The sequence below is a fragment of the Gillisia sp. Hel_I_29 genome (assembly GCF_000744275.1).
GTDB lineage: Bacteria > Bacteroidota > Bacteroidia > Flavobacteriales > Flavobacteriaceae > Gillisia.
Window position 1 is genome coordinate 21,361 of sequence record NZ_JQLP01000005.1, and the last position, 23,340, is coordinate 44,700.

Below are 23,340 nucleotides of genomic sequence, written 5' to 3' on the forward strand. Positions count from 1 at the left end.
AAAGAAACAAAACCTCGACTATGAGTCTTTAAATGCCTAATTATAATTTAATTTAGCATTCTAATTACTTGTAAATTAACTATATACTGAGGTTGTATAGACCTTTGAGATACTTCTTAAATCCTCGAATGAGTATTATAAAGCTCATAGTATTTACCTTTCTCATTGATCAGTGAATAATGATTCCCCACTTCGACGATTTTTCCATTATCCATAACTATTATTTGATTGGCTCGCTTTATAGTACTTAGTCTGTGAGCAATAACAAAAGTCGTCCTGCCTTGCATTATTTTATCTAAACTTTGTTGAATCAATAACTCACTCTTAACATCTAGATTAGATGTAGCTTCATCTAAAACCATAATTTTTGGATTGCCAATTATAGCTCTTGCGATAGCTATTCTTTGACGTTGTCCTCCAGATAATTTTACACCACGCTCCCCAATCAAAGTATCTAAACCATTCACAAATCTATCAGTGAATTCATTAACATTAGCTAATTGAATAGCCTTTTGTAGTTGCTCTTTAGTGCAATTATTTAGGGATACACAGATATTATCTTTTATTGTTCCGTCAAAGAGAAAATCATCTTGTAAAACTACTCCTAAATGATTTCTATAACTTTTAAGAACAACTTTTGACAAATCTACGTCATCGATGGTAATTGAACCCGAAGTTGCATTATAGAAAGAGGAAATAAGACCTGCTATAGTAGATTTTCCCGAACCAGATATTCCTACAAAAGCTGTAACGGAATTTGGCCCAGCATTAAAGGTTACATCATCTAAAATATTATTATCGCCATCATAAGAAAAACATACATTTTGAAACCTTAAGTTTCCAACTATTTCTTTTAAATGTATACTTTTTTTAGTTATATTTTCTTCAGCTTCTAATTCCGTAATTTCTTTAATTCGATCTAAACTGGCCAAAGATTCTGTAAACCTACTTCCAATTGAACTTATTTGCGAAATAGGCGAAACCATATATCCAAGATAAAGTGAAAAAGCCAAAAAATCTCCGAAACTTAGAGTGTCATTTATAATATAATACCCTCCTATACTTAATACTCCTAGAGATGATAGACCAATAAGAATAGTTGCGATGCTTACTAATAAAATATAAAACAAAACGCCCTTTTTAGTGTTTTGAAAAAGAGTATTAACTCCCTTTATAAAGATCTCATTCTCGTTATTTTCTAAATTATAACTTTTAACTACCCGTATTCCATTAATAGTTTCTGTAAGTCTCCCTGTGATTTTGGCTTTAATTCTTTTTTGCTCTTTGTATATAGGTCTTAAATGACTAAAGAATTTAATTGCAAGAAAAGAAAGTATCCCGACTGGAATGAGTACGATTAATGTCATAAATAAATTAATCCTCATTAATAATATTAAAGATGTAATTATTGTAATAATACCTCCGATAAATTGAATAATTTCAGGGCCAAAGAGATTCTTGACACTTTCTACATCATACATGATTCTTGAAATGAGAACTCCCGTCTTGTTCTTGTCAAAAAAATTGATAGGTAATGTTAATACCTTTTTTTGAATATCCACTTTGAGTTTGATCATCAATTGTTCTGATTCTATTATTAATAATCGACTTAAGAAATACATTGATAATGATTGGATAACAATTGCTACAAAGACAATTAGAATAATCTTTTTTAAGCCTTGAAAATCTTTCTCGACAATTATATCATCTATTAAATATCTACTAGCTTCAGGAAGAACTAAACCAGATAGTTTGCTTATTAATACCAAAATTAAACTTAAAAAAATTATTTTTCTTCTTGGCCAAAGGAATCTTTTGAAAATATATTTATGGGAAATATCAACTTTCATGTTACTTTTCTATATAAGTTTAGATTTTTTATGTTTAGTTTAAACTAACGAAGGGCAATATATTTTATTTATTTAAGCAAAAGGTAAAATTTTTAGAAATAAACTTTGTATTTATTGAAAACGGGGGTAATTTTGCGCTTAATACTATTCTCCGTATATCTGATATTCATAATATTTCTTTTGAAGAACTTTTTAAAGATGTAGATTGAGTTATTTGTAAAATCTCGTCCTAACAATTATGGAGTGATCCTAAAAATTGATTCTATTATCTTTTCAAGAGAGAAGAGTTATTTATATAATATTTGCACTAGGATAAACTCGTAAAACACTTCCATCAAAAGACTACGGCATAAAGCGAACGCCCTTTCTTTTGCTTATATCTTCCGTTTCCTTTTGAGCCAATATTTTATGTTCAATTTGGTTTTTCTCAAATATTGTTTAATCTAAAAATTTCTCATTATGAATATTTTTAAAGTAATTCAGCTCGATTTTGGTTTTGAAGCCAAACCAGAATTGAAAAAAGAAAAAAGTAGTGAAACCAACTAAAAACGATAAGAGAGATTTCGTATTCGATTTTATGAATTGTCTTACGATTCCAATCATTGTTTTTAAATCGGCATGGCAAGATACCATACCAAAAGATATTCTTGATATAATAAAACTGTCACGAATAATTTGCTCAATGACAATAGATAAAATGGCGTAGCTTACAAAGACTTGAGCTTATATGATGCCAAGAATTTATGAAGCACCCATGCTAACAGAATAGGCAAATATTTACACATTGCTAGGGCTTCAATATGCAATAAAGACCAAAAGTAAAAACCAATTAGATGCTATGATTGAAATAGCACCAAAAGAATTTTAGGAGTATGAAAAAGGAAACTTGAAAAATCTGAGATTATGGATTTATGATAAGAGAAGAAATGGTCCGACTTTAAGTAATAAAGAGCACTGTCTCATAAAGTGTGTAAATAGAAAAATAGCAGGGGTCGCGACCCCTGTTATTTTTTTGTCTAATTTTAAATTTTACACCTTATGAAAAAAGAAGATTTATTTAACGATGAATTTTTGAAGCAGTTCAAAAGTGGCGATGAGCTCAATGACTTTTTAAAACAACTTCAGAAACGTGGCATTGAGAAAATGCTCGAAGGAGAACTCGATGGCCATTTAGGCTATGAAAAAAGCCAGAAATCTGAGAACCCAAATACCCGTAATGGTTTTGGTCAGAAAAAGGTACATACTTCTTTTGGAGAATCCCAGATCCAGGTTCCCAGAGACCGTAATGCTTCCTTTAATCCAATGATTGTTCCTAACTGTCTTTAAATTTTGTCCATTAACTATTAAAGTACAACAAAAAACAAGAAACAAGAAAAATTAAAATTTTTGATTTCATACTCAATTAATCTAAGTTATTAGAAATTATTCTACTCCCTCTAAAATCTTTTCCATTTCTTTTAACAACTCCATACATATCTAAAGTAACGTCATTATAAGATGTAGCAGTTACTTCAAATTTTGTTTTTACACCAGAGTTATATGTTATTCCGTTTTCCCCCATAGAGTAACTTCCACCAGTTAAATTAAGTTTAAACCCTATTAAAATATTAAAATCAAGTATTTTTGTTCCGTTTTTTACAACAAAAAAAGAGGGGAGTGGGATAGGACTAAGTTTATCGAAACAGATTATGACACTGCATGAAGGAAAGATTCAGATTTCTGAGAATGAGACAGGAGGGACTACGATTAATTTAATTTTTTAGGGTAGGTTTCGAAAAATGGATGTTTCTGCATCACAACAATCCGCTTTTTTTTAGCTTCTTTTAGACTGTGAGTTTTATCTATCTTAATAGCCTCGGAAACCAGTAATTCTATGATGGCTTCACTCTTTGTCTCTTCCGGCAATCCTTCTAGGATACCGTAAATCTTTCCTACTCTTTGTGAATAATCGTAAAGCAATTCTTCCACCTCTTCGGAAGAATATCGAAAATGATGTCAATCTGCCGGTTGCCAATTATATTTCATGAGCCGATTACATATCTTATTCGGCTCAAATACACATAATAAATGATTTGATTATGAAAATTATTCGGCTTAAAAGTTTTAGCACTTAGTTTAATTTTATTGTTTTTGGAATTGATAAAGAGAATATTTTCTTAATAAAAAGAAGGATAAAAAGTGGAAACTATGAATAACTACTCTCAAATTTGTTTAAAAAAAGGGATTTCAGTAAAATTTCTCCGGGGCAAGCCCACGGAGAATTTTAGTGGAACACGTTTTCAAACTTTACAACATTTACTATCGAGGCAAGCCTCGGGTTATTTACCTTATAGAGAATAAAAAACCCACCATTTTGGCGGGTTTCTTTGTTAATTATAATTTCTAAATTAATCTTTAACCTCTTCTGTTTTAAGATTAATTGGTTTTTTAATTTCATTTCCTTGCTTATCTAGCACTTTAACTTCATCGAAGCCCATTTCTTTAAATTGCTCTAATTGGGTCTCAGCATCTCCTACTACAAGATATGCCATTTTTGATTCGTCTAAATATTCTTGTGCCAATTCTTTATGTTGCTCCAGAGTCATAGCTCCAATTATCTTTTCTTCCTTTTCAATATATTTAGGATCAAAATCGTAAGCACTCATTTCTTGTAGCATTCCTAGTAAGGATCCCTGAGTTTCAAAACGTAGCGCATTAGATTTTATTAATGCATTTTTGGTGAATTCCAAATCTTCAGGAGTTATCCCTTCTTTATACTTATCAATTTCCATCTTTAAAAATCCCTACAGATTCTCCTGTAGTATTTGTACGAACGCTTGAGGAAGCAGTAAAAGTTCCTGGAATCTTGGATCCACTAAAACCAGATCGTGCGCCATAGGTATATCCTTTCTCTTCACGTAATTAAGGTTCATATTTCCTGAGAAGGATCCGCCAAGCTTATAATTCATCACTTCAGCAGGGAAAAAATCTTCGCTTGTTCTAGGTAAAGCGATGTAACCTATATTTATAACAGATTGCTTCGCATCAGGAACATCTACAAAATATAAAGATGCCTTTTCACGATCATTTTTAACGTCGAATTCCGGTATCGTTACCTTTTTTGGCTCCCACTTTGCCGCCAAACTTTTTGCAGCTTTTAATGCTTCAGTTTTAGAGATATCACCAACAATATGCATACGACTTACCGTTGGAGAAAAGTTTTTATTATAAAACTCTTTAAGATCCTCAATTTTAATAAACTCCACAGATTCTACTGTTCCTGAAGTTGGATAGGCAAATGGATGATCTTCGCCATATAAAATCTTGTTGTAAACCTGGTTTGCAATCACGTTAGGATTAGCTTCATTCCTTTTTATTCCATTAATAGTACTGGTTTTTATACGTGCAAATTCCTTCTCGTCCCAACGAGGCTCAAGTAAGATTTCCTTAACTAAAGCTATTGTTTTGTCAAAATTACGTGCAAGGCTATTTCCACGAATTACAATAGATTCGTTAGTGGTGTACATATTTATGCTGGCCCCAAGCATGTCTATTTCTTCCTCTAATTCGGCTGGAGTTTTATTGGCAGTACCTTCCATCATGATATCTGTCATTAAATTTGCTACACCATTTTTACTTAGATCGTCTAATAAGTGTCCGCCTTCAATCACAATACTGAAATTCACCAATGGTAATTCAGTTTGTTCTATTCCATAAACTTCAAGTTTGTTGTCTAGTGTTTCTTTCCAGGAATCAGGAACGTTTAATTTAGGTGTACTACCTATTTCAGGTTGAACGGAGCGATCAAAATTAGAAGGTGTTTTTTCAATTTCCTGCTTTACTTCAGCTACTTCAGACTCCACATTTTCTGTTATTTTCACTTCAACTATTTCCGCTTTTTCTGAATTTTCAGCAATTAAATCTAAATTTCCCTTAGGGACAAAGCTTGTAAGTATGAAAGGTTTGTTCTTGATATATTTGTTGTAAACACGATGAACATCTTCTTTTGTAACCGCTCGAATATTTTGGACATCCTTTTCTATGTACCCTGGATCTCCTGTAAATACATCGTAATTTACTAATTGGAAAGATTTACCAAGAACACTGCTTATTCCATTATAAAAGTCAGTTTCTTGACCTGCTTTAATTCGTTCAATATCTCTTTCAGTAATACCTTCTTTTTCAAATAAAGCAAAAGCTTCCTGAATACCTGCTTCTAAACTATCAAGATCTACACCTGCATTTGCAGTTACAGAAATCTGAAATTTCCCAGCAATTTGGCTAGGATTGTTGTAGGCGTAAGGTTGGGAAGTAAGTTCTTTTTGCTCTACAAGCACTTTATATAAAGGTGCATCTTTTCCGTCTGAAAGTGTTTCTCCAAGAAAATCTAAGGCGTAGGCATCTTTGCTAAATTGTTCTACTACCGGCCAAACCATATTAAGTTGAGGTGCAGTTGCAAAATTATCCTCATGATAAAGACGCTTGGTTTTTGGAAGTGTAACCGTCTGTATTTTTAATGGTTCAACTTCTTCTCTTTTTTTAATTTCACCAAAATATTTTTCTATCAATTTTTTAGTTTCTGCCTTGTCAAAATCTCCGGCAACAACCAAAGTTGCATTGTTTGGACCATAAAATTTATCGTAGAATTCTTTTACATCGGCTACTGTAGCATTTTGAAGATCTTCAAGTTCTCCAATTACCTGCTAGCTATAAGGATGTCCATCTGGATATAGATTTTTGTCTATCACCCAGCCAGTGTGTCCATAAGGGTTATTATCTACTCGCTGACGCTTTTCGTTTTGTACTACTTCTTGCTGGTTTGCAAAGGCAGCCTCAGTTACCGTGTTTATAAGAAAACCCATTCTATCAGACTCTAACCACATCACTGTTTCAAGAGCATTCTTTGGCACCACTTAATAATACACAGTTCCATCTTGCCATGTTCCACCATTTAAAGTACCTCCAGCATCTTGTATCTTTTTGAAAAATTGATCTTGAGGAACATTTTCAGATTCTTGGAAGAGCATGTGTTCAAAAAGGTGAGCAAATCCAGTGCGGCCTTTTTTCTCACGGTTAGAGCCAACACCATATTGTATGGCTAGTGAAACTATTGGATCGGACTTGTCCTGATGAAGAATAATGTTTAGCCCATTATCCAATTCATATTTTTCAAATTCGATTGATAATTCAGAATTTTGATTGGCTTTTTCTTGTCCTAGGGACTCATCACAATAAATTAGTGATACGACGCTTAGTGAAAGCATAACTACCAACATTTTAAACTTTGGTTTTGTCATTTTTTAGAAGGTTTTGATTTTATGAGGTTTAAATATAAAGAATTGGGTTTGAGTAAATTGAATATTTATAACAGAAAAAGTAAATAAATTGATTTTTCTCTATCTATTGAATAAAATTGGAGTAAAATATTCCCTTATCATGAAGTTTAATTATAAAATTTAGCAATGAAAATTATAATGTTAAGGTTGTAATTGTAGAAATGGTTTTAGCGAAGAAAGGTTTGAAAGCATTAAATATTTATAACTAGTTAGTATCTAAAAAATAATTTTCATCTGAAATAAAGCGAAAATTTTATTTGTATAGAAGAAATAAGAAATTGTATATTTGCCAGCCCTCTTTGAAACTTAGGTTGACATTGGGTTTGTTCTTTGTAAAATAGAATCCGAAAAGCATCATTTGCATTTAATTGTTACTATTTGAGTATTCACTCATCTAGATATTGTTAAACTATGTTAAAAGGTGTCTAATTCGGTGCCATCGAAATATAGGGCTCTGAAGAAGCCTATAAATAAAGAGATTATGCGGTTGGTTCGAGTCTCGTCCAGACCGCAAGTTTGCAACAAAAAAAGCTTCAAGAAATTGAAGCTTTTTTTATGCGCTATAATGGAATCTGATTGGTGTGAGAAAAAGATAAAAACAGGCACTCTTATTTTATAAGGATGCCTGTTATAAAAAAGATGGTTAATTTCTATCTGCTGCTTGAATTTCTCCAGAAAGTCCGCTTAGCTTGGGTTGAAATATCCATAGTTCTGTACTGCCGCCTTCGGTTATTTCTCCCCACTCTTTTAGGAAATTTTTAAAGCTTCCATCACCGTAAAGTTTGTTATAAGAATCTACAAATTTTGGATCTTCGCTCATAAAAGAATATTTGTCAAAGAAATATACAGCTACCATATCTTTGCCATCTTTGGTAGAAGGCATTTCATTCATATAAATTCCATAGGCCATATCTTTATAAGCATCGCCCATTACTTTTTTTACTTTTTCCATGGCGCTATTTACTTTATCTCCTTGAAAACGCTTTATATCATAGAAGTCTAAAAGTAGTTTGTCTAGTGTAAAATCTACAGGAAAGCTAGATAGTCCATTTTCAAATTTCCAATAGGTGGTTGCCGTTTTATTACTAATGTAAGGCTGCACATTACTATTCCAATCATTGGTGTGTGCTTCAGATTCATCTCGAGAATCCATGGCGCTCCAAGGTAATGGTCCCATGACCCACATATAACTTCCCGCATTTTCTCCACTAGCTATGTAATAAACCCTGGCACCAAAAGGTCCTTCAGCATGAAACTGTTTATTATGAGAGGCTATATTGGTTTCAAATTTTTTAACATCGGCAGAATTTGGAGTGAGCAAGGTATTCTCCATTATTGCATATTCTGCATTATTTTGAGACATTGCTAAAAACGGGATCAATAAGATCAAAAAAAATACTTTCTTCATGATTATATATTTAGGTGGTTAATATTAAATCTGAAGTTCTGAGTAGAAGGTATAGGGCTTAATTAAATGGGAGGAGAATTATCGATTACAATTTAACACATTTAATTCATTAAATCTCTATAAAGGCGGTAATTAATATTATTTAAATGATTAAATATCAGTAGATTATATGCTTATTTTATCTTTTTAAAGAAGGAAGTTGCTGCCAATTTCGTTTGTGTTATTTCAATTCTTAATTTTAGAACATTAAAAAAATAATTCTGTGGGTATGATCTTAAGGCGAAGTAAGGAGTGGCTAACATTATTGAGGTCTCTTTTATATATTTTTATGTTTCTAGCCTTGGGAGAAATTATAGTTTATTTCCTGTTTCCATATATTCCCGGAAATATTGTTGGAATGTTCCTCATCTTCTTTGCATTAAAATTCAGAATTATAAATTTACAAGATGTAAAACCTGCTTCAGATAAGTTGATGAAATATCTGGTGCTTTTCTTTATTCCGTATGGGGTTGGTTTAATGTCTTATTTTCATCTTATAGAAGATTATTGGATATCTATCACCTTTGCTGCTGTTTTAAGCAGTTTACTTACGTTATATATAACTGCACTCGTGCTTCAAAAAATGGAAAAATGACAATTAGGATCATTCTACTTTCATTTTTTGGAGTATTAATTACTATAGGGATTTATAATATCTTTTTATGGGTACGGAAGAAATGGAATTTCGCTTTATTGAATCCCGTTTTGCTTACTATTGTTGCTATAATGCTGATATTAAGTATTGCCGAAATCGATTTTCAGGATTACAATAGGGGAGGAAGTTTACTTAGTTTTTTTCTAGGGCCTTCCATAGTTGCATTAGGAATTTACTTTTTTGAAAAATACGAAGAGATCAAACAAAACCTATTACCTTTCTTTACTGCAATTTTAGTTGGAGGAGTAACCGGAATCTTAAGTGTGATTTTTATCTTATTACTATTTAATGTACCACCGGTAATTATAAATTCTTTGGTCGCAAAATCTGTTACCACCCCAATTGCTATAGAAATAACAAAAACATTGGGCGGTGTACCAGAAATTACAGCCGGGGTAGTAATAGCTGTAGGGGTTTTTGGTAATGCTATAGGACCTGTGGTTTTGAGATTTTTGGGCATAACAAGCACTAGAGCTTTAGGTACCGCTTTAGGAACTGCGGCACATGGTATTGGTACAGCTAAAGCTATGGAAATTGATAAGTTGGCTGGAATATATAGCGGATTGGCCATGTGTGTTAATGGCGTTTTTACGGCTATCTTGGCACCTATCTTTTTGGAAATATTAAAGACATGGTAATTATGATAAGTTTGTGGTGTTCATTCATAATTTGTTAATAAACAGTTAGATATATGATGAGGTAAGGTTAAAAATTATATTTTATCGTGCTATTTGCCTTTAATCATTTACTTTTGTACCGCCCTATTTTTCACTTAAAGCTTAATTAGAACTTATGCCTCAATTACCAGAAGAAGTAGCCCTAGAGTTCAACAGAGTTAAGAGTTTAAATCAATTCAAGCTTGAATATGACAAGCTGCAAGATGAGTTTGAAAACTTAACCAAATTAGCGGCAACAATAGCAGAAACAGATATGGCTATGATCAATCTGGTAGATAACTTTACGCTATGGACAATTTCTTGTTACGGTATTTATAATTCTCAAATGCCTAGAGAAGAATCTATATGTCAATACACTCTTAAAGAAGATGAGTATCTAGAAATATCGGCTATTAAAAAAGATTCTAGAACTAATACGAAAGCTGTTGGTGATAATAACTATTATATAGGTTTTCCATTGATAACTCCTACCGGGGAAAAAATAGGAGCTCTTTGTATAGTTGGTAAATCTGAAAAAAAACTACCAGCTACAAAGATCGAGCAATTAAAATTAGTCGCTCATGAAATAGTTGAAAAACTAGCTTTAAAACGTGATCTAGAAAGTGCTAGAAATTTGGTTACGGATGCTCTTCATACACAGAAAAAATTAGCTCACGATTTCAGAGGACCTGTAAATGGGATATTAGGTATAACCAATCTCGCATCTTACGAAGAAGAACTTACGGTAGATGAGGCCAAGACTTATTTAAATATGATTGGCCAAAGTAGTACAGCACTTTTAGGACTTGCTTCAGAGATCTTAAAATCTGGTAATAGAAATAATGATGATGAAATTTCATTAATCAGTTTTGAAGAGCTGGGAGATAGGTTAAAAGATCTTTACTTACCACAAGCAGTAATCAAGGATATAAGTTTAGACGTAAATTTTAGCCTTGAAGATTCAACTACAATGGTGGTAAGAGACAATTTATTACAAATAGCTGGAAATTTAATTTCTAATGCAATTAAATTCTCACCTAGGAGTGAGCGTGTAATTCTAGAACTAAAATTTAATGAAGATTCTAATATCTTAACTTTAAAGGTAATTGATTCTGGTAACGGTTTTTCTATAGAAAAGATTCAAAATATAATAGATGGTAAAGCTATACCATCTGCAGGTTCCAATGGTGAGATTGGGTATGGATTAGGATTAAAAGTGGTGCGGCATCTGGTAGATGAGCGTCATGGAAATTTAAAGATTTACTCCGTTCCAGGTAGGGGAAGTGAATTTGTGGTAGAATTACCCCAGATCTTGTAAAATTTTATAAGAATTAAATGTTGTTAAAAGATTACTTCCTTGAATTCCCATACCTTATAAATGTACAGGATTAGAAAAGCAAGGCTAACTAGAAACTCCATAACACTAGATGCGACTAATCCAAGAAAAGATCCATACGCAGCTCTTAATGCAGATTTTGAATTACTCTTATTCACAATCTCTCCTACGAATGCCCCGATAAAAGGTCCAATAAGTATTCCAAATGGAATTGGAGCTATAAGTCCAACGACCAAACCAATTGTGGCGCCGATCATTCCAGATCTGCTGCCTCCATATTTCTTAGTTCCCATGGCTGGAACAGCCAAATTGAGTATAAATATTACAATGGCAATAATTAATGTGATTCCTAAAAACCAATAGTTCATCTCAATAGAAGGAGCTAAAAAGAAAACTATTAACCCAAGCCAACTCACAGGAACTCCCGGTAATACTGGTAAAAAACTACCTAAAATTCCCACTATCAATAAAACTCCGGCTAGTAATACTAAAAATATATCCATATAAATTTTTCTTTTTTTCAGCTAAAATATCAATTTAAAAACAATCTTTTAACTAAATAGTTAGTTCTAACTAATTATTTAGTTTATATTAGCTTCTTAGTTTAGATATAAAATCCCAATTTATAAAGTACTTATGAAGCAGTTAACGAAAGCCGAAGAAGAGATTATGCAAATTCTCTGGCAGCTAGAGGAGGCAAATGTTGCCTCTATAATAGATAGTATGCCCGAGCCAAAACCTGCCTATAATACTGTTTCTACCATAGTACGCATCTTGGAAAGCAAGAAATTTGTAGATCATAAAAAAGTAGGGAAGGGCTATAATTATTTTGCGCTGGTAGATAGAGAGACTTATTCCAATCAAAGTATGAATAAGTTGATGGATAATTATTTTAATGGTTCTTTTAAAAGTATGGTGTCATTTTTTATGAAAAAGAATGATCTGGATACTAAAGAGCTGGAAGCTATTTTAAAGGAGATCAATAAAAAAGATTCGTAAGATGTTAGCTATTATTTTAAAAATCATATTCTTTCAATTACTGTTCTTACTAGTGTATGAGCTCTTATTGAAAAAAGAAACCTTCTTTAATTACAATAGATGGTATCTTCTACTTACTCCAATTATAGCTTTAACGCTACCATTTTTGAATATAACTGCGTTGAATGAATTGATGCCGCAAGAATCTGCAGCAGTAATAAATAGTTTTTGGCTACCAGAGATAATTATAGGTGGAAATTTACAAGCAATAGAAACATTGCCTGAAGTAAATCTGTCATCACAATCTACGTCTATAAATTGGTGGATGTTGGCTTATGTCTTTGGAGCTATGCTTAGTTTAGGAATTGTTTTTAAAAAATTTTTGAATCTTAGAAAGTTGTTCAATTTCAACTTGATCTTTAAAGCTGATACTTATAAAATTATTGAAGTTCCATCATCCAACTTGGCATGTACTTTCTACAAAACTATATTTTTAGGCGATCAATTATCTGAAGCTGAAAGAACCCAAATCTTAGCTCATGAGATAGTACACGTGCAGGGCAAGCACAGTTTAGATCTTGTTTTCTTTGAAATCTTTAAGATCGTATTCTGGTTTAATCCACTTATCTATATCTATCAGAATAGAATTGCCACTTTGCATGAATTTATAGCAGATGCAAATGTGGTAAAGACAACTAATAAAGGCAATTATTACGAACAGTTATTGAATAGCGCTTTTAACACTCAAAATATTTCATTCATCAATCAATTTTTCAATCATTCATTAATCAAAAAACGAATAGTTATGTTACAAAAATCAAAATCTAAAGCCATCGCAAAATTTAAGTATTTAATGGTTGTGCCATTAATGTTTGTTATGCTTACCTATGTTTCGTGTTCTACAAAAGACGAAAATTCTTCAGAAATTAAGGATGTTTCAATTTCAACACAATTGGAGAACTTAACCCAGTCGGTTAAAGCAAAAGGAGAACTTTCAGAAGAAGAAATGGTAAGATTTAAAGAATTATTAGCGATTACCTTGGAAGGAAATATATTGAATAAATCAGCATCGGATGGCCCAGATGTTCCTTTTGCTCTTATAGATCAGGTTCCTTTATTTCCTGGTTGTGAAGACTTATCCTCCAATGAAGAACAAAAGAAATGTATGTCCCAAAAAATTCAAGATCATGTGATGAAAAACTTTAATGCGGAAGTTGGTAAAGGTCTAACCGGAGTAAACAGAGTTATTGTTCAGTTCAAGATAAATAACGAAGGAAAAATTGCAGATGTAAAAGCAAGAGCTGCATCTCCAGAATTAGAAAAGGAAGGTATTCGCGTAGTAGAAAGTTTACCTCAGATGACTCCGGGTAAACAAAATGGAAGAGATGTAAATGTTATGTATTCACTTCCAATAGTATTTGAAACTAAATGAGAATAATTTTTATCATTTTAATAGTGTTAGTTGGTAAAGCCGAAGCTCAAACTTCGGCTTTAGCTATTAGCGATAGTTTATATGCTCTTGGAAATTACGAGGAGGCCATCTTAGAATTAAAATCCTTCGAACCAAAAACAGAGGCTGTATTCGTGAGATTAGCTAAAGCAAACGAAGCATCTGGAGATTGGGATACTGCGCTGGAATATTATCATAAAATACTTGTTCAAAATCCTAACCGAGTACTTACTGCTATAAATTATGGCGAACTTTTGCAAAAGGTTGGAGATATAAAGGCTGCAGACTCATTATTTACAAATTTATCTATTGCATATCCAAAAAATGCAAGTTTTCAATATAGACTAGGAGAGATCAAAGAGTCTAAAGGTGATTCCATTTCCATAGAATTTTTCAGAAAAGCTATTACTTTGGATACTACACATCAGCAAGCCTTATTTAAAGTTGCTAAACATGAGCTGGCACATTCCAATTATCCACTTGCAAAGAAATTTGCAAAAATGGGTCTAGAAAAAAATCCAAAGAACGTTTCTTTATTATCTATCCTAGCACAAACCTATTACAATCAACAATACTACAGAGCTGCGATGGAACAATTTGAAAAGATCGTTGCACTAGGTAAGGGAAATGAATTTGTCTATAACAAACTTGGGATGTGTTATTATAGATCTTTTCAATACGAAGAGGCGATAGAAAATTTTAAGGAATGTTTGAAATTTGAAGATCGAAACTCTGAAACTCATTACAATCTTGGAAAACTATATGCAATTATTGGCGATTTTCAGAAATCTGAAATAGAACTTCTAATGGCTATTCTCATTAAAAAACAACCTGTAGATGCAGAGTTTTTAAGCTTAGCATTGGCCTATAAAGGTATGGAAGATTATAAGAATATGTTGAAATATACCGAAGCTGCTTTAGAGGAAAATCCCGACAATGAGCGTGCTCTATATGAAAAAGCAATAGCCGCAGATAATTATTTTAAGGATATCACATCAAAGATCCAATATTATAAAAACTACGTTAATAGCTATAGCCAAAATGGTAATCCTAGTTTAATAGAACTGGCTCAAAGTAGAATTTCAGATCTAAAGAAAGAACAACATCTGCAAGTAGAAAACCAATAACAATAATTAGATAATCTATTTAAATAGATATAATTCAGGCTTTAAAAGCCATAACGCAAATAGCTTATAGATTGTTGGGATTTCCTTATTTTTGAATATTCTAAGAAAGAAAATCTACCGAATGAAAAAAACATTACTCCTAATCTTTTTAGTAGTACTGGCTAGCTGTAATAATTTTGAGACTAAAAAGATCTCATCTAAACAAGTGCTCGATCAGGAAACCAAAAGTTTGAACTGGAAAGAGGTAGATGAGTATCCGGCTTTTGAGAATTGTAAGGAAATTACAGAATTAGCCGCTGCAAAGAGATGTTTTGAAACTACCGTAGCCAATTCCATTTATGCATATTTAGAGAAGCAACAACCTATAGTTACAGAAGCCATAGATGATACGCTAGTTCTTTATTTAGAAATATCTAAAAATGGGAAACCTACCATAGACTCTGTCTCTGTAGATACTACCGTAACCAATCAGCTTCCAAATATTAAACTATGGTTAACTCAAAGTGTAGATTCACTTCCTAAGATCTATCCAGCAAGTAAGCGAGGTATACCTGTTTCTAGCATCTTTAAAATGCCTATCTTAATAAAAGCAGAGTAGTTCTGAAATTCAGCATAGATTATTATTAATTATGTTTTTGGATCGTATTCAATTTAGCTCGTTTTAGTTCCCAGGCTTAAAACCATGCAAAATTTATTTTATAAATTTCCTTCCTTTCCATTCATAACCTGAAAATAAAGATAAGATGGCAATATAACTGGTAAAAAATGGATATAGGAGACTGCACCACAGGTAGTGCTTTAGAATATTTAATTTTCCAAAATTGAAGTTCCATTTAATCAATAGAATTAGGTCTATATAAAACTTCATCAGAAAACTTATAATTACTAGCTTATAAGAGATGTTGCTTAGAAAGCATAATACTACTGTAATGCATAGAAATAAATTCATTAAAAGGACTATAAGCCCTGTTAATTTGGAAAAATTGCTTGTGTAGGCAGAAGATTTAGCGGCCCATCGAATTCTCTGTGATATTAAAGATGAAAAATTTTGCTGGTAATTGGTGAGAATTTCAGCTTCAGGAGATCTAAGATACGCTACCGCAAAATTTCGCTCCTGTAATTTTTGCAGTAAAAAAACATCATCTCCGCTAGAAATATGGTCATTCCCAGTAAAACCTTCTACCTCTATAAATGCTGTTTTCTCGTAACAAAGATTTGCAGCGTTGCACATAAATGCCTTTTTATTACCAAATGCAGCAGCTCCGGCAGCTTGCAAACTCATAAAATCGATCTCCTCAAAAATTGCTACTATAGATGTTGGGATTGTTCCCGGAAATCCTACCGGTCCTGCAATCAAACTCGCCTTGGTGGTAATTAATTTTTCATTAAAAGCCTGTAGCCAGTTTATTGGCACTTCACAATCTGCATCTGTGGTAATAATATGATCATAACTAGAGAGGTTGATGGCTGTGAGTATCGCATCTTTTTTAGGAGAATTGGATCTTCTTTTATTGGTTAATATATCTATTTGAAGTTCCGGATTTTTACGTTGAAATTCCAAGCAAATGTCTTTTGAGCGATCTTCTGAAGCATCATCTATAAGCAATATTTCAAATAATGAGTTAGGATAATTCAATTTTGAAAGAGAATATAAGAGCTCATTTATATTTTTCTCTTCATTCCTGAACGGGATGATCACAGAAAACTGAATTTGTGGAGGAAGGTATTGTAATTTGAAAATTGGAAGCCTGTTCCAACCGTAAATAAAGTACCCAATCAATATCAGATAAACTATTGATATGAGCATTAGGATCGTCGTCATTTAGGGATGTTTAAAGCCGCAATTAGGACTCTGTTACCTGAACTGAATTATGTAGCTTTGTAAGGCACCGCGAATTTAATGAAAAATACGTTTTTGGGGTATAAAATCTTATAATTAAGGCTATTGAAATCTGAAAGAATTATTTTGGGGATAGATCCAGGAACCACTATCATGGGCTTTGGACTGATAAAAGTGGAAAATAAAAAGATGACATTCTTGCAGTTGAATGAATTGTTACTTCAAAAATACAACGATCCCTATGTGAAGTTAAAGTTGATATTTGAGCGTACCATAGAACTTATAGATACGTATCATCCAGACGAGATCGCTATTGAAGCGCCCTTCTTTGGTAAGAACGTACAATCTATGTTGAAATTAGGAAGAGCACAAGGGGTTGCCATGGCTGCTGGACTTTCTAGAGAAATTCCTATCACCGAATATCTTCCAAAAAAGATTAAAATGGCTATTACCGGAAATGGGAATGCAAGTAAAGAACAAGTGGCTAGAATGCTTCAAAGTCTATTAGGATTGAAAGAACTGCCTAAAAATCTAGATTCTACAGATGGATTGGCTGCTGCAGTCTGTCATTTCTATAATTCAGATAGGGTAGAAATAGGAAAAAGCTACACAGGTTGGGATGCGTATGTAAAGCAAAATCCTAAAAAAGTTAAATAGCCATTGTCAATAATAATCTAGATCTATGTTAGATATCAAAAGCTTTAATGAAACCTTGATAACCAATCCAGCTGGAGATAAGGTTAAAGAATTTGGTATATATATTCACATTCCTTTTTGTAAACAGGCATGTCATTATTGCGATTTTCATTTTTCTACTTCAGTAAAAAAGAAGGAAGAACTAATACAAATGATCTGTAAAGAGATCTTGCTGAGAAAAGATGAGATTACGCAAGAATTAGTTCAAACTATCTATTTTGGTGGGGGTACACCTTCATTACTATCAGAACTAGAATTAAAACAATTATTAACTACCATAGAAGATAATTTTGAGGTTTCTAGCACTGTAGAGATTACCCTAGAAGCCAATCCTGATGATCTTACAGCAGATAAGATTAAGGAATTGAAATTAGCGGGTGTAAATAGATTGAGTATAGGAGTACAATCTTTTTTTGAGGAAGATCTTCAACTTATGAATCGTGCGCACAATGCTAACGAAGCCTTGACATCTATTAAGCTTGCAAAGCAATATTTTGATAATATTTCTATAGATCTAATATATGGAATGCCAGAGATGAGTGTAGAAAGATGGGAGGAAAATATAGATATTGCCTTATCGTTAGATCTGCCTCATTTTTCTTGTTACGCGTTAACGGTGGAACCAAATACTGCTTTAAAGAAATTTATTGATAAGGGGAAAATAGAACCTGTAGATGATGAGGTTGCAAGTATTCATTTTGATCTTCTTACCAATAAATTAAAATCAGCAGGCTTTGTGCAGTATGAATTTTCCAACTATGGTAAGCCAGGTTACTTCTCTCAAAACAATACTGCGTATTGGATGGGTAAAACTTATATGGGAGTTGGACCTTCTGCCCATTCCTTTAATGGAAATCAGCGCAAATGGAATATAAATAATAATTCATTATATATTAATGCCATAGAAAATGATAAGATCCCAGCGCAGAAAGAAGAGCTTTCTCTTACAGATAGGTATAATGAATATGTAATGACTCGCTTAAGAACTATGTGGGGTATTTCTTTGGAGGAGGTGAAAAAAGATTTTGGAACCAATTACAAGAAGTATCTCTTAGAGCAATCTGTTAATCTAATAAAAGAGGGCTTGTTGATCTTAAAAAATGAATCTTTAAAAGTTTCTGATAAGGGAAAGTTTTTAAGTGATGGCATATCTAGTGAATTGTTTTATTTAGATGAGAATTAATTAACCAATCCTTCATCTTGAACTGGTTTAAAGTTCTAATTATATATCATAATAACCGTAGGTAAAAGTAATGAAAACAAGCATACAGCATAAGAACAAAAGTTTTCTGGTAGATCTGTCTCAGCCTTTAGATATCTCTCTAAGTGTTCGTGGAGATGATAAGAATCCTATAGCGTGGTACTTGGAACATCCAAGAATAAAACCAGTAGTAGATGGAGATTTTGTTGGGAAGGTTACAGAAGGGGCTTCCACAAATTTTAATAACATCTATTTCAATCCGCACGGGCATGGTACCCATACAGAGTGCGTTGGCCATATCACCAAAGAGTTTTATAGTATTAATGATAGCCTGAAGACTTTTTTCTTTACAGCAAAATTAGTTTCTATAGAACCTCTTAAAATAGAGGGAGATCAGGTAATTATTCTAGAGCAGATAGAAAAGTATTTAGAGAGGGGAGATGCAGAAGCCTTAATCATTAGAACACTGCCCAATTATATAGAAAAGCGAACCAGGAAATACTCTCATACTAATTGGCCATATCTCTCAGAGAATGCTGCAAAGTATATTAGAGACTGCGGAGTGAAGCATTTGCTCATAGACCTCCCTTCTGTAGATAAGGAAAGGGATGAGGGTAAATTATTAGCGCATAAAGCTTTTTGGGACTATCCCAAAAACACGCGATTTGATGCAAGTATTACGGAGTTGATATATGTTTCTAATAAAATTGAAGACGGTAATTATTTATTGAATTTACAAATTGCTTCTTTTGAAAATGATGCAGCTCCCAGTAAGCCTATTTTGTATAGGTTGGAGTAAACTAAAGCTGAAAAGTGTTATGCTATTGCTCTTTTTAGGTTACGCTAAATATGTTGAAATGCTTAATTAAGCTCGGCCAGACGTGGGTAAGAATTGAAATTGGCTTTAAATATACTAGGTAGCCGAATTATAAAAATAAAAAAGCCGTTTCAATTAAGAAACGGCTTTTCACTATGATTAAAGATCACTTTAGAAGCGAAAATTATCCTAAAGCAACTCTTTCAAAAGCAACAATAGTAAGATCGCTATCTACAGACTTTACGTATGCAGAAACGCTTAACTTGTTGTCTTTAATGTAGTCTTGATTTACAAGAGTGTTGTCCTTAAAGAAACGTTTAATTTTACCTTTTGCGATATTATCTAACATCTCTTCAGGTTTTCCTTCTTCTCTAAGTTGATCTTTTGCAATTTCAATTTCTTTATCAATTACAGTTTGATCTACACCATCTTCATTTAAAGCAACAGGGTTCATAGCAGCAGCTTGCATAGAAACGTTCTTTGCAGCTTCTTCAGCCCCATCTACATTTTTAGAAAGTCCTGTAAGAACAGCAATTTTATTACCAGCATGGATGTAAGAACCAACAAAAGGAGCTTCCATAGTACGGTAATCTCCAATTTCAATTTTCTCTCCAATTACACCAGTTTGCTCAGTTAATTTATCCTGAACTGAGATACCTTTGTAATCTGCAGCTAATAACTCTTCTTTAGAGGAAGTGTTGATAGCAATTTCAGCAAGATCTGTAGCTAATTGAACGAAAGAATCATTCTTAGCAACGAAATCTGTTTCACAGTTAAGAGAAACAATAACTCCTCTTGTAGAATCTTCATTAACTTTTGCAATTACAGCTCCTTCAGAAGAATCTCTGTCGGCTCTATTTGCAGCAACTTTTTGACCTTTCTTACGAAGGATCTCAACAGCTGAGTCAAAATTTCCATCAGCTTCTACTAATGCTTTTTTACAATCCATCATACCGGCACCGGTAGATTGTCTTAATTTATTTACTTCTGCGGCGGTTATCTTTGCCATGATGTTTAGAATTTTTGGTTTTTAATGAACAAGTCGTTTAGCTATTTTCAAAAGAAAGAACTAAACGACTCATAAAACTTATTAAAAAATTATGTTATTCTTCTTCGTCGTTAGACTTAGCTTTTTCTAAAGTCTCATGTTTAGACTCTAGTTTAACATCTTTTTTAGCCTCTTTCATTGCTTTTTTGTCTTCAGCATCTTTAGAAGGAACTTCTACATCTGCATCTGATTTTTTAGCTTTTGGGGCCTTAGGAGCTTTAGATTCTTTGCTATCGTCCTTATCATCTTTAGTAGACTTTCTTTCAGAAAGACCTTCTACTATAGCGTCAGACATATAAGAGATCACTTTGTCTATAGATTTAGATGCATCATCGTTAGATGGGATCACGTATTCTACTTCACGAGGATCAGAGTTAGTATCAACCATTGCAAAAATTGGAATGTTTAATTTCTGAGCTTCTTTAATAGCAATGTGTTCACGAGTTGTATCTACTACAAATAATGCAGCCGGAAGACGGCTCATATCTGAAATAGAACCTAAGTTCTTTTCTAACTTAGCTCTTAAACGGTCTACTTGTAAACGTTCTTTCTTAGAAAGAGTGTTGAAAGTACCGTCTTTTTTCATTCTATCAATAGAAGCCATTTTTTTAACGGCTTTACGAATGGTGATAAAGTTAGTTAGCATTCCACCAGGCCATCTTTCTGTAATATATGGCATGTTGGCTCTTAACGCTTGTTCTGAAACGATCTCTTTAGCTTGTTTCTTGGTAGCTACAAAAAGTATTTTTCTACCACTAGCTGCAATCTTTTTAAGAGCCTCTGCGGCTTCTTGCATTTTTGCAGCACTTTTATATAGGTTGATGATGTGAATCCCGTTGCGCTCCATATAAATATATGGGGCCATGTTTGGGTTCCATCTTCTTGTTAGGTGACCAAAGTGGACACCTGCATCAAGTAATTCTTTTACTTCTACTTTGTTTGCCATTTTTGTAATAGTTTACGTTCTGTTGAGATAGCAACAATCGAGTGGCGATATTTTTAATCTGGCCTCGACCGTTTAGATGCTAAACTAACCTCCGAAGGCGTATCGGAGTAACAACAAAAATCTTATTAAATATTAAATGAACTTTCTGGGCAATGCCCAATATATTAACGTTTCGAGAACTGAAATTTCTTACGGGCTTTCTTCTGACCGAATTTCTTACGTTCTACCATTCTTGGATCTCTGGTCATTAAACCTTCTGGCTTTAATACCGCACGGTTCTCTGCATCCAATTCTACCATAGCTCTAGAAAGTGCAAGACGAATTGCTTCCGCTTGTCCTGTAATTCCACCACCGTAAACGTTCACTTTTACATCAAAGTTCTCTTCGTTTCCAGTCATGTTTAGAGGTTGCATTACTTTAAAAAGTAATGGTCCGGTAGTAAAGTAATCTTTAAGATCCTTTTTGTTAACAGTAATGTTACCGCTTCCTTGCCCAACATATACTCTTGCAACAGCCGTTTTTCTACGACCAATTTTGTGAATAACCTCCATTACTTAATTTCGTTTAAGTTAATAGTTTTAGGTTTTTGAGCTGATTGATCATGTTCTGACCCAACGTAAACCTTTAAATTACGGAAGATAGCTGCACCTAATTTGTTCTTAGGTAACATTCCTTTTACCGCATTTTCAATAAGTCTTTCCGGAGCTTTATTGAATAATTCTGTTGCAGTTAAACTGCGTTGTCCCCCAGGGTAGCCTGTGTGGCGAATGTATTCCTTAGAATCCCATTTCTTTCCTGTTAAGTTGATCTTCTCGGCATTTGTAATAATTACATTGTCACCGCAATCAACGTGTGGGGTAAAGTTAGGTTTGTATTTTCCTCTAAGTAGTTTTGCAACTATTGAAGAAAGACGACCTAAAGTCTGACCATCAGCATCTACGTGTACCCAATCTTTGGTCACGGTAGCCTTGTTGGCCGATACTGTTTTGTAGCTTAATGTGTCCACACTAATTAATTTTACTTGTTATTAAACATTCCATTCCCCGTTCCCGATATTTCTATCGTGAAAACAGGGGTGCAAATGTACAATTATAAATTCATATTGCAAATAGGAGGTTCATTAATTTATTTGCTGTGAATAGTTTAAAGTTCAATCAGTTCTCAGGAGCGACTATGAGCTTCAATTTTTAACATTACTACTTCATAAGCTACCATAAGACACTAATTCTTAATTTTATAAGTAAATTTCTTACGTTAGATAGGGCTTAAAAAGCTGAAGTGTGTTAAAAAACCGTTTAACGGCACTTTTTGTGTTAATAAAGTCATAAATTAAACTTTAATGTGCTTATGTTTGTAGTGTTATAATGTTATAAAATTTTAGCTATGAACAAATTTTTTACTAGATCCCTATTATTAGTAGTTATAGTTTCATTGTTTTCCTGCGCTGCAGAAGATAGAGATGATGTACAATCTGCTGCTTTTAATGGAACAGACCTTTCAACTACCTTAGCACCATCAGATCTTGTTGGAACTTGGAATTTATCTGTTATGCAGGCAGATACTCCAGTAGATCTTAACAGTGACGGTACAAGTAATAATAACATTTTAAATGAGACCAATTGTTTTGATCAAATGGGCGTGGTGTTTAGAGAAGATATGACCTTTACTGCTACCAATGCAAAACTAGGTTTTAGTGGAGGTATAGATAATGATGAAATTACTTGTGAAAGTGGAAGAGCAGATTCCGGAACTTGGGATGTAGATGGAGATGTTCTTATTCTTGACATTAATGTAGGTGGAATTATATATACTGAAAGAAAACAGCTTACTATTACCCCAACAACTTTTGCATTCGCAGTTACTAAGTTTGAATCAGACAAGTATGTGAGTGACCCTGGAGACAGTTCTGCTTCCCCAATCAGAATCCTGTCTTTAGAATATGCTAAGAACTAGCAAATTATTTACAGCAAGTGTTAAT

Annotated in this window: 20 protein-coding genes and 4 pseudogenes; 13 read left to right on the forward strand and 11 right to left on the reverse strand. The window is 33.2% G+C overall.

Going from position 1 to position 23,340, the window contains the following annotated elements; translation table 11 throughout:
- Positions 1 to 116: 116 nt before the first annotated feature.
- Positions 117 to 1,850: an ABC transporter ATP-binding protein gene (locus P163_RS05165; RefSeq protein ID WP_034888385.1), complete on the reverse strand. Its 1,734-nt coding sequence runs from the start codon at positions 1,848 to 1,850 to the stop codon at positions 117 to 119.
- A gap of 1,038 nt (positions 1,851 to 2,888) precedes the next feature.
- Here P163_RS05165 and P163_RS05170 point away from each other — a divergent pair.
- Positions 2,889 to 3,164: pseudogene (locus P163_RS05170) on the forward strand (transposase); the annotation flags it as partial.
- A gap of 88 nt (positions 3,165 to 3,252) precedes the next feature.
- Here P163_RS05170 and P163_RS18275 read toward each other — a convergent pair.
- Positions 3,253 to 3,411 (reverse strand): hypothetical protein, encoded by a 159-nt coding sequence (locus P163_RS18275; protein ID WP_156100661.1) that lies wholly within the window; start codon positions 3,409 to 3,411, stop codon positions 3,253 to 3,255.
- Positions 3,412 to 3,466: 55 nt separating this feature from the next.
- Here P163_RS18275 and P163_RS18070 point away from each other — a divergent pair.
- A pseudogene (locus P163_RS18070) lies at positions 3,467 to 3,613 on the forward strand (ATP-binding protein); the annotation flags it as partial.
- Here the strand turns inward: P163_RS18070 and P163_RS05175 are convergent.
- The 3 genes and pseudogenes from P163_RS05175 to P163_RS05185 form a co-directional block, all read right to left on the reverse strand.
- Positions 3,597 to 3,830: pseudogene (locus P163_RS05175) on the reverse strand (hypothetical protein); the annotation flags it as partial. The pseudogenes P163_RS18070 and P163_RS05175 sit on opposite strands and share 17 nt — an antisense overlap.
- A 407-nt stretch (positions 3,831 to 4,237) precedes the next feature.
- Positions 4,238 to 7,126, reverse strand: a pseudogene (locus tag P163_RS05180) (M16 family metallopeptidase).
- A gap of 682 nt (positions 7,127 to 7,808) precedes the next feature.
- Positions 7,809 to 8,573, reverse strand: coding sequence for a hypothetical protein (locus P163_RS05185; RefSeq protein WP_034888388.1), 765 nt, complete (start codon positions 8,571 to 8,573; stop codon positions 7,809 to 7,811).
- A gap of 268 nt (positions 8,574 to 8,841) precedes the next feature.
- Here P163_RS05185 and P163_RS05190 point away from each other — a divergent pair, with 268 nt between their 5' ends.
- The 3 genes from P163_RS05190 to P163_RS05200 all read left to right on the forward strand — a co-directional run bounded on the left by P163_RS05190 (position 8,842) and on the right by P163_RS05200 (position 11,241).
- Positions 8,842 to 9,207: a CidA/LrgA family protein gene (locus P163_RS05190; protein WP_081891296.1), complete on the forward strand. Its 366-nt coding sequence runs from the start codon at positions 8,842 to 8,844 to the stop codon at positions 9,205 to 9,207.
- A complete protein-coding gene (locus tag P163_RS05195) occupies positions 9,204 to 9,905 on the forward strand; it encodes an LrgB family protein (protein WP_034888392.1) in 702 nt (233 codons plus the stop codon). The genes P163_RS05190 and P163_RS05195 overlap by 4 nt, the downstream gene beginning before the upstream one ends.
- 154 nt (positions 9,906 to 10,059) lie before the next feature.
- Positions 10,060 to 11,241 (forward strand): sensor histidine kinase, encoded by a 1,182-nt coding sequence (locus tag P163_RS05200; RefSeq protein ID WP_034888395.1) that lies wholly within the window; start codon positions 10,060 to 10,062, stop codon positions 11,239 to 11,241.
- A gap of 23 nt (positions 11,242 to 11,264) precedes the next feature.
- On the opposite strand, the gene P163_RS05205 is transcribed toward P163_RS05200, so the two are convergent.
- On the reverse strand, positions 11,265 to 11,762 hold the full coding sequence (locus tag P163_RS05205) for a DUF456 domain-containing protein (RefSeq protein WP_034888397.1): 498 nt from the start codon (positions 11,760 to 11,762) through the stop codon (positions 11,265 to 11,267).
- A gap of 133 nt (positions 11,763 to 11,895) precedes the next feature.
- Between P163_RS05205 and P163_RS05210 the strand changes: the two genes are divergently transcribed.
- The 4 genes from P163_RS05210 to P163_RS05225 all read left to right on the forward strand — a co-directional run bounded on the left by P163_RS05210 (position 11,896) and on the right by P163_RS05225 (position 15,412).
- Positions 11,896 to 12,258: a BlaI/MecI/CopY family transcriptional regulator gene (locus P163_RS05210; protein ID WP_034888399.1), complete on the forward strand. Its 363-nt coding sequence runs from the start codon at positions 11,896 to 11,898 to the stop codon at positions 12,256 to 12,258.
- Position 12,259: 1 nt separating this feature from the next.
- On the forward strand, positions 12,260 to 13,669 hold the full coding sequence (locus tag P163_RS05215) for a M56 family metallopeptidase (protein ID WP_034888401.1): 1,410 nt from the start codon (positions 12,260 to 12,262) through the stop codon (positions 13,667 to 13,669).
- Positions 13,666 to 14,814, forward strand: coding sequence for a tetratricopeptide repeat protein (locus P163_RS05220; protein ID WP_034888403.1), 1,149 nt, complete (start codon positions 13,666 to 13,668; stop codon positions 14,812 to 14,814). Before P163_RS05215 ends, P163_RS05220 begins: the two co-directional genes overlap by 4 nt.
- A gap of 121 nt (positions 14,815 to 14,935) precedes the next feature.
- Positions 14,936 to 15,412, forward strand: a complete 477-nt coding sequence (locus tag P163_RS05225; RefSeq protein WP_034888405.1) for a hypothetical protein — start codon at positions 14,936 to 14,938, stop codon at positions 15,410 to 15,412.
- A 93-nt stretch (positions 15,413 to 15,505) separates the two neighbouring features.
- Here P163_RS05225 and P163_RS05230 read toward each other — a convergent pair whose 3' ends face one another.
- Entirely contained in the window at positions 15,506 to 16,636 is a 1,131-nt protein-coding gene (locus tag P163_RS05230) for a glycosyltransferase family 2 protein (RefSeq protein WP_034888407.1), read from the reverse strand.
- A gap of 123 nt (positions 16,637 to 16,759) precedes the next feature.
- Between P163_RS05230 and ruvC the strand changes: the two genes are divergently transcribed.
- From ruvC to P163_RS05245, 3 genes are all read left to right on the forward strand, one after another.
- On the forward strand, positions 16,760 to 17,311 hold the full coding sequence (gene ruvC, locus P163_RS05235) for a crossover junction endodeoxyribonuclease RuvC (protein WP_034888409.1): 552 nt from the start codon (positions 16,760 to 16,762) through the stop codon (positions 17,309 to 17,311).
- Between the two features lie 25 nt (positions 17,312 to 17,336).
- The gene (gene hemW / locus P163_RS05240) at positions 17,337 to 18,533 is read left to right on the forward strand and encodes a radical SAM family heme chaperone HemW (protein WP_081891297.1); all 1,197 of its coding nucleotides are present in this window, start codon (positions 17,337 to 17,339) and stop codon (positions 18,531 to 18,533) included.
- 70 nt (positions 18,534 to 18,603) lie between these two features.
- Positions 18,604 to 19,350 (forward strand): cyclase family protein, encoded by a 747-nt coding sequence (locus tag P163_RS05245; RefSeq protein WP_034888411.1) that lies wholly within the window; start codon positions 18,604 to 18,606, stop codon positions 19,348 to 19,350.
- A 202-nt stretch (positions 19,351 to 19,552) separates the two neighbouring features.
- Here P163_RS05245 and tsf read toward each other — a convergent pair whose 3' ends face one another.
- The 4 genes from tsf to rplM form a co-directional block, all read right to left on the reverse strand.
- Positions 19,553 to 20,377 (reverse strand): translation elongation factor Ts, encoded by an 825-nt coding sequence (tsf, locus tag P163_RS05250; RefSeq protein ID WP_034888413.1) that lies wholly within the window; start codon positions 20,375 to 20,377, stop codon positions 19,553 to 19,555.
- Positions 20,378 to 20,471: 94 nt separating this feature from the next.
- A complete protein-coding gene (gene rpsB, locus P163_RS05255) occupies positions 20,472 to 21,362 on the reverse strand; it encodes a 30S ribosomal protein S2 (protein ID WP_034888416.1) in 891 nt (296 codons plus the stop codon).
- Positions 21,363 to 21,526: 164 nt separating this feature from the next.
- Positions 21,527 to 21,913 carry a 30S ribosomal protein S9 gene (rpsI, locus tag P163_RS05260; RefSeq protein ID WP_034888418.1) on the reverse strand — a complete coding sequence of 129 codons (387 nt, stop codon included), beginning with the start codon at positions 21,911 to 21,913 and terminating at the stop codon, positions 21,527 to 21,529.
- Entirely contained in the window at positions 21,913 to 22,368 is a 456-nt protein-coding gene (rplM, locus tag P163_RS05265) for a 50S ribosomal protein L13 (RefSeq protein ID WP_034888419.1), read from the reverse strand. The genes rpsI and rplM overlap by 1 nt, the downstream gene beginning before the upstream one ends.
- A gap of 377 nt (positions 22,369 to 22,745) precedes the next feature.
- On the opposite strand from rplM, the gene P163_RS05270 reads away from it, so the two are divergent.
- The gene (locus P163_RS05270) at positions 22,746 to 23,315 is read left to right on the forward strand and encodes a lipocalin family protein (RefSeq protein ID WP_034888420.1); all 570 of its coding nucleotides are present in this window, start codon (positions 22,746 to 22,748) and stop codon (positions 23,313 to 23,315) included.
- Positions 23,316 to 23,340 lie beyond the last annotated feature (25 nt).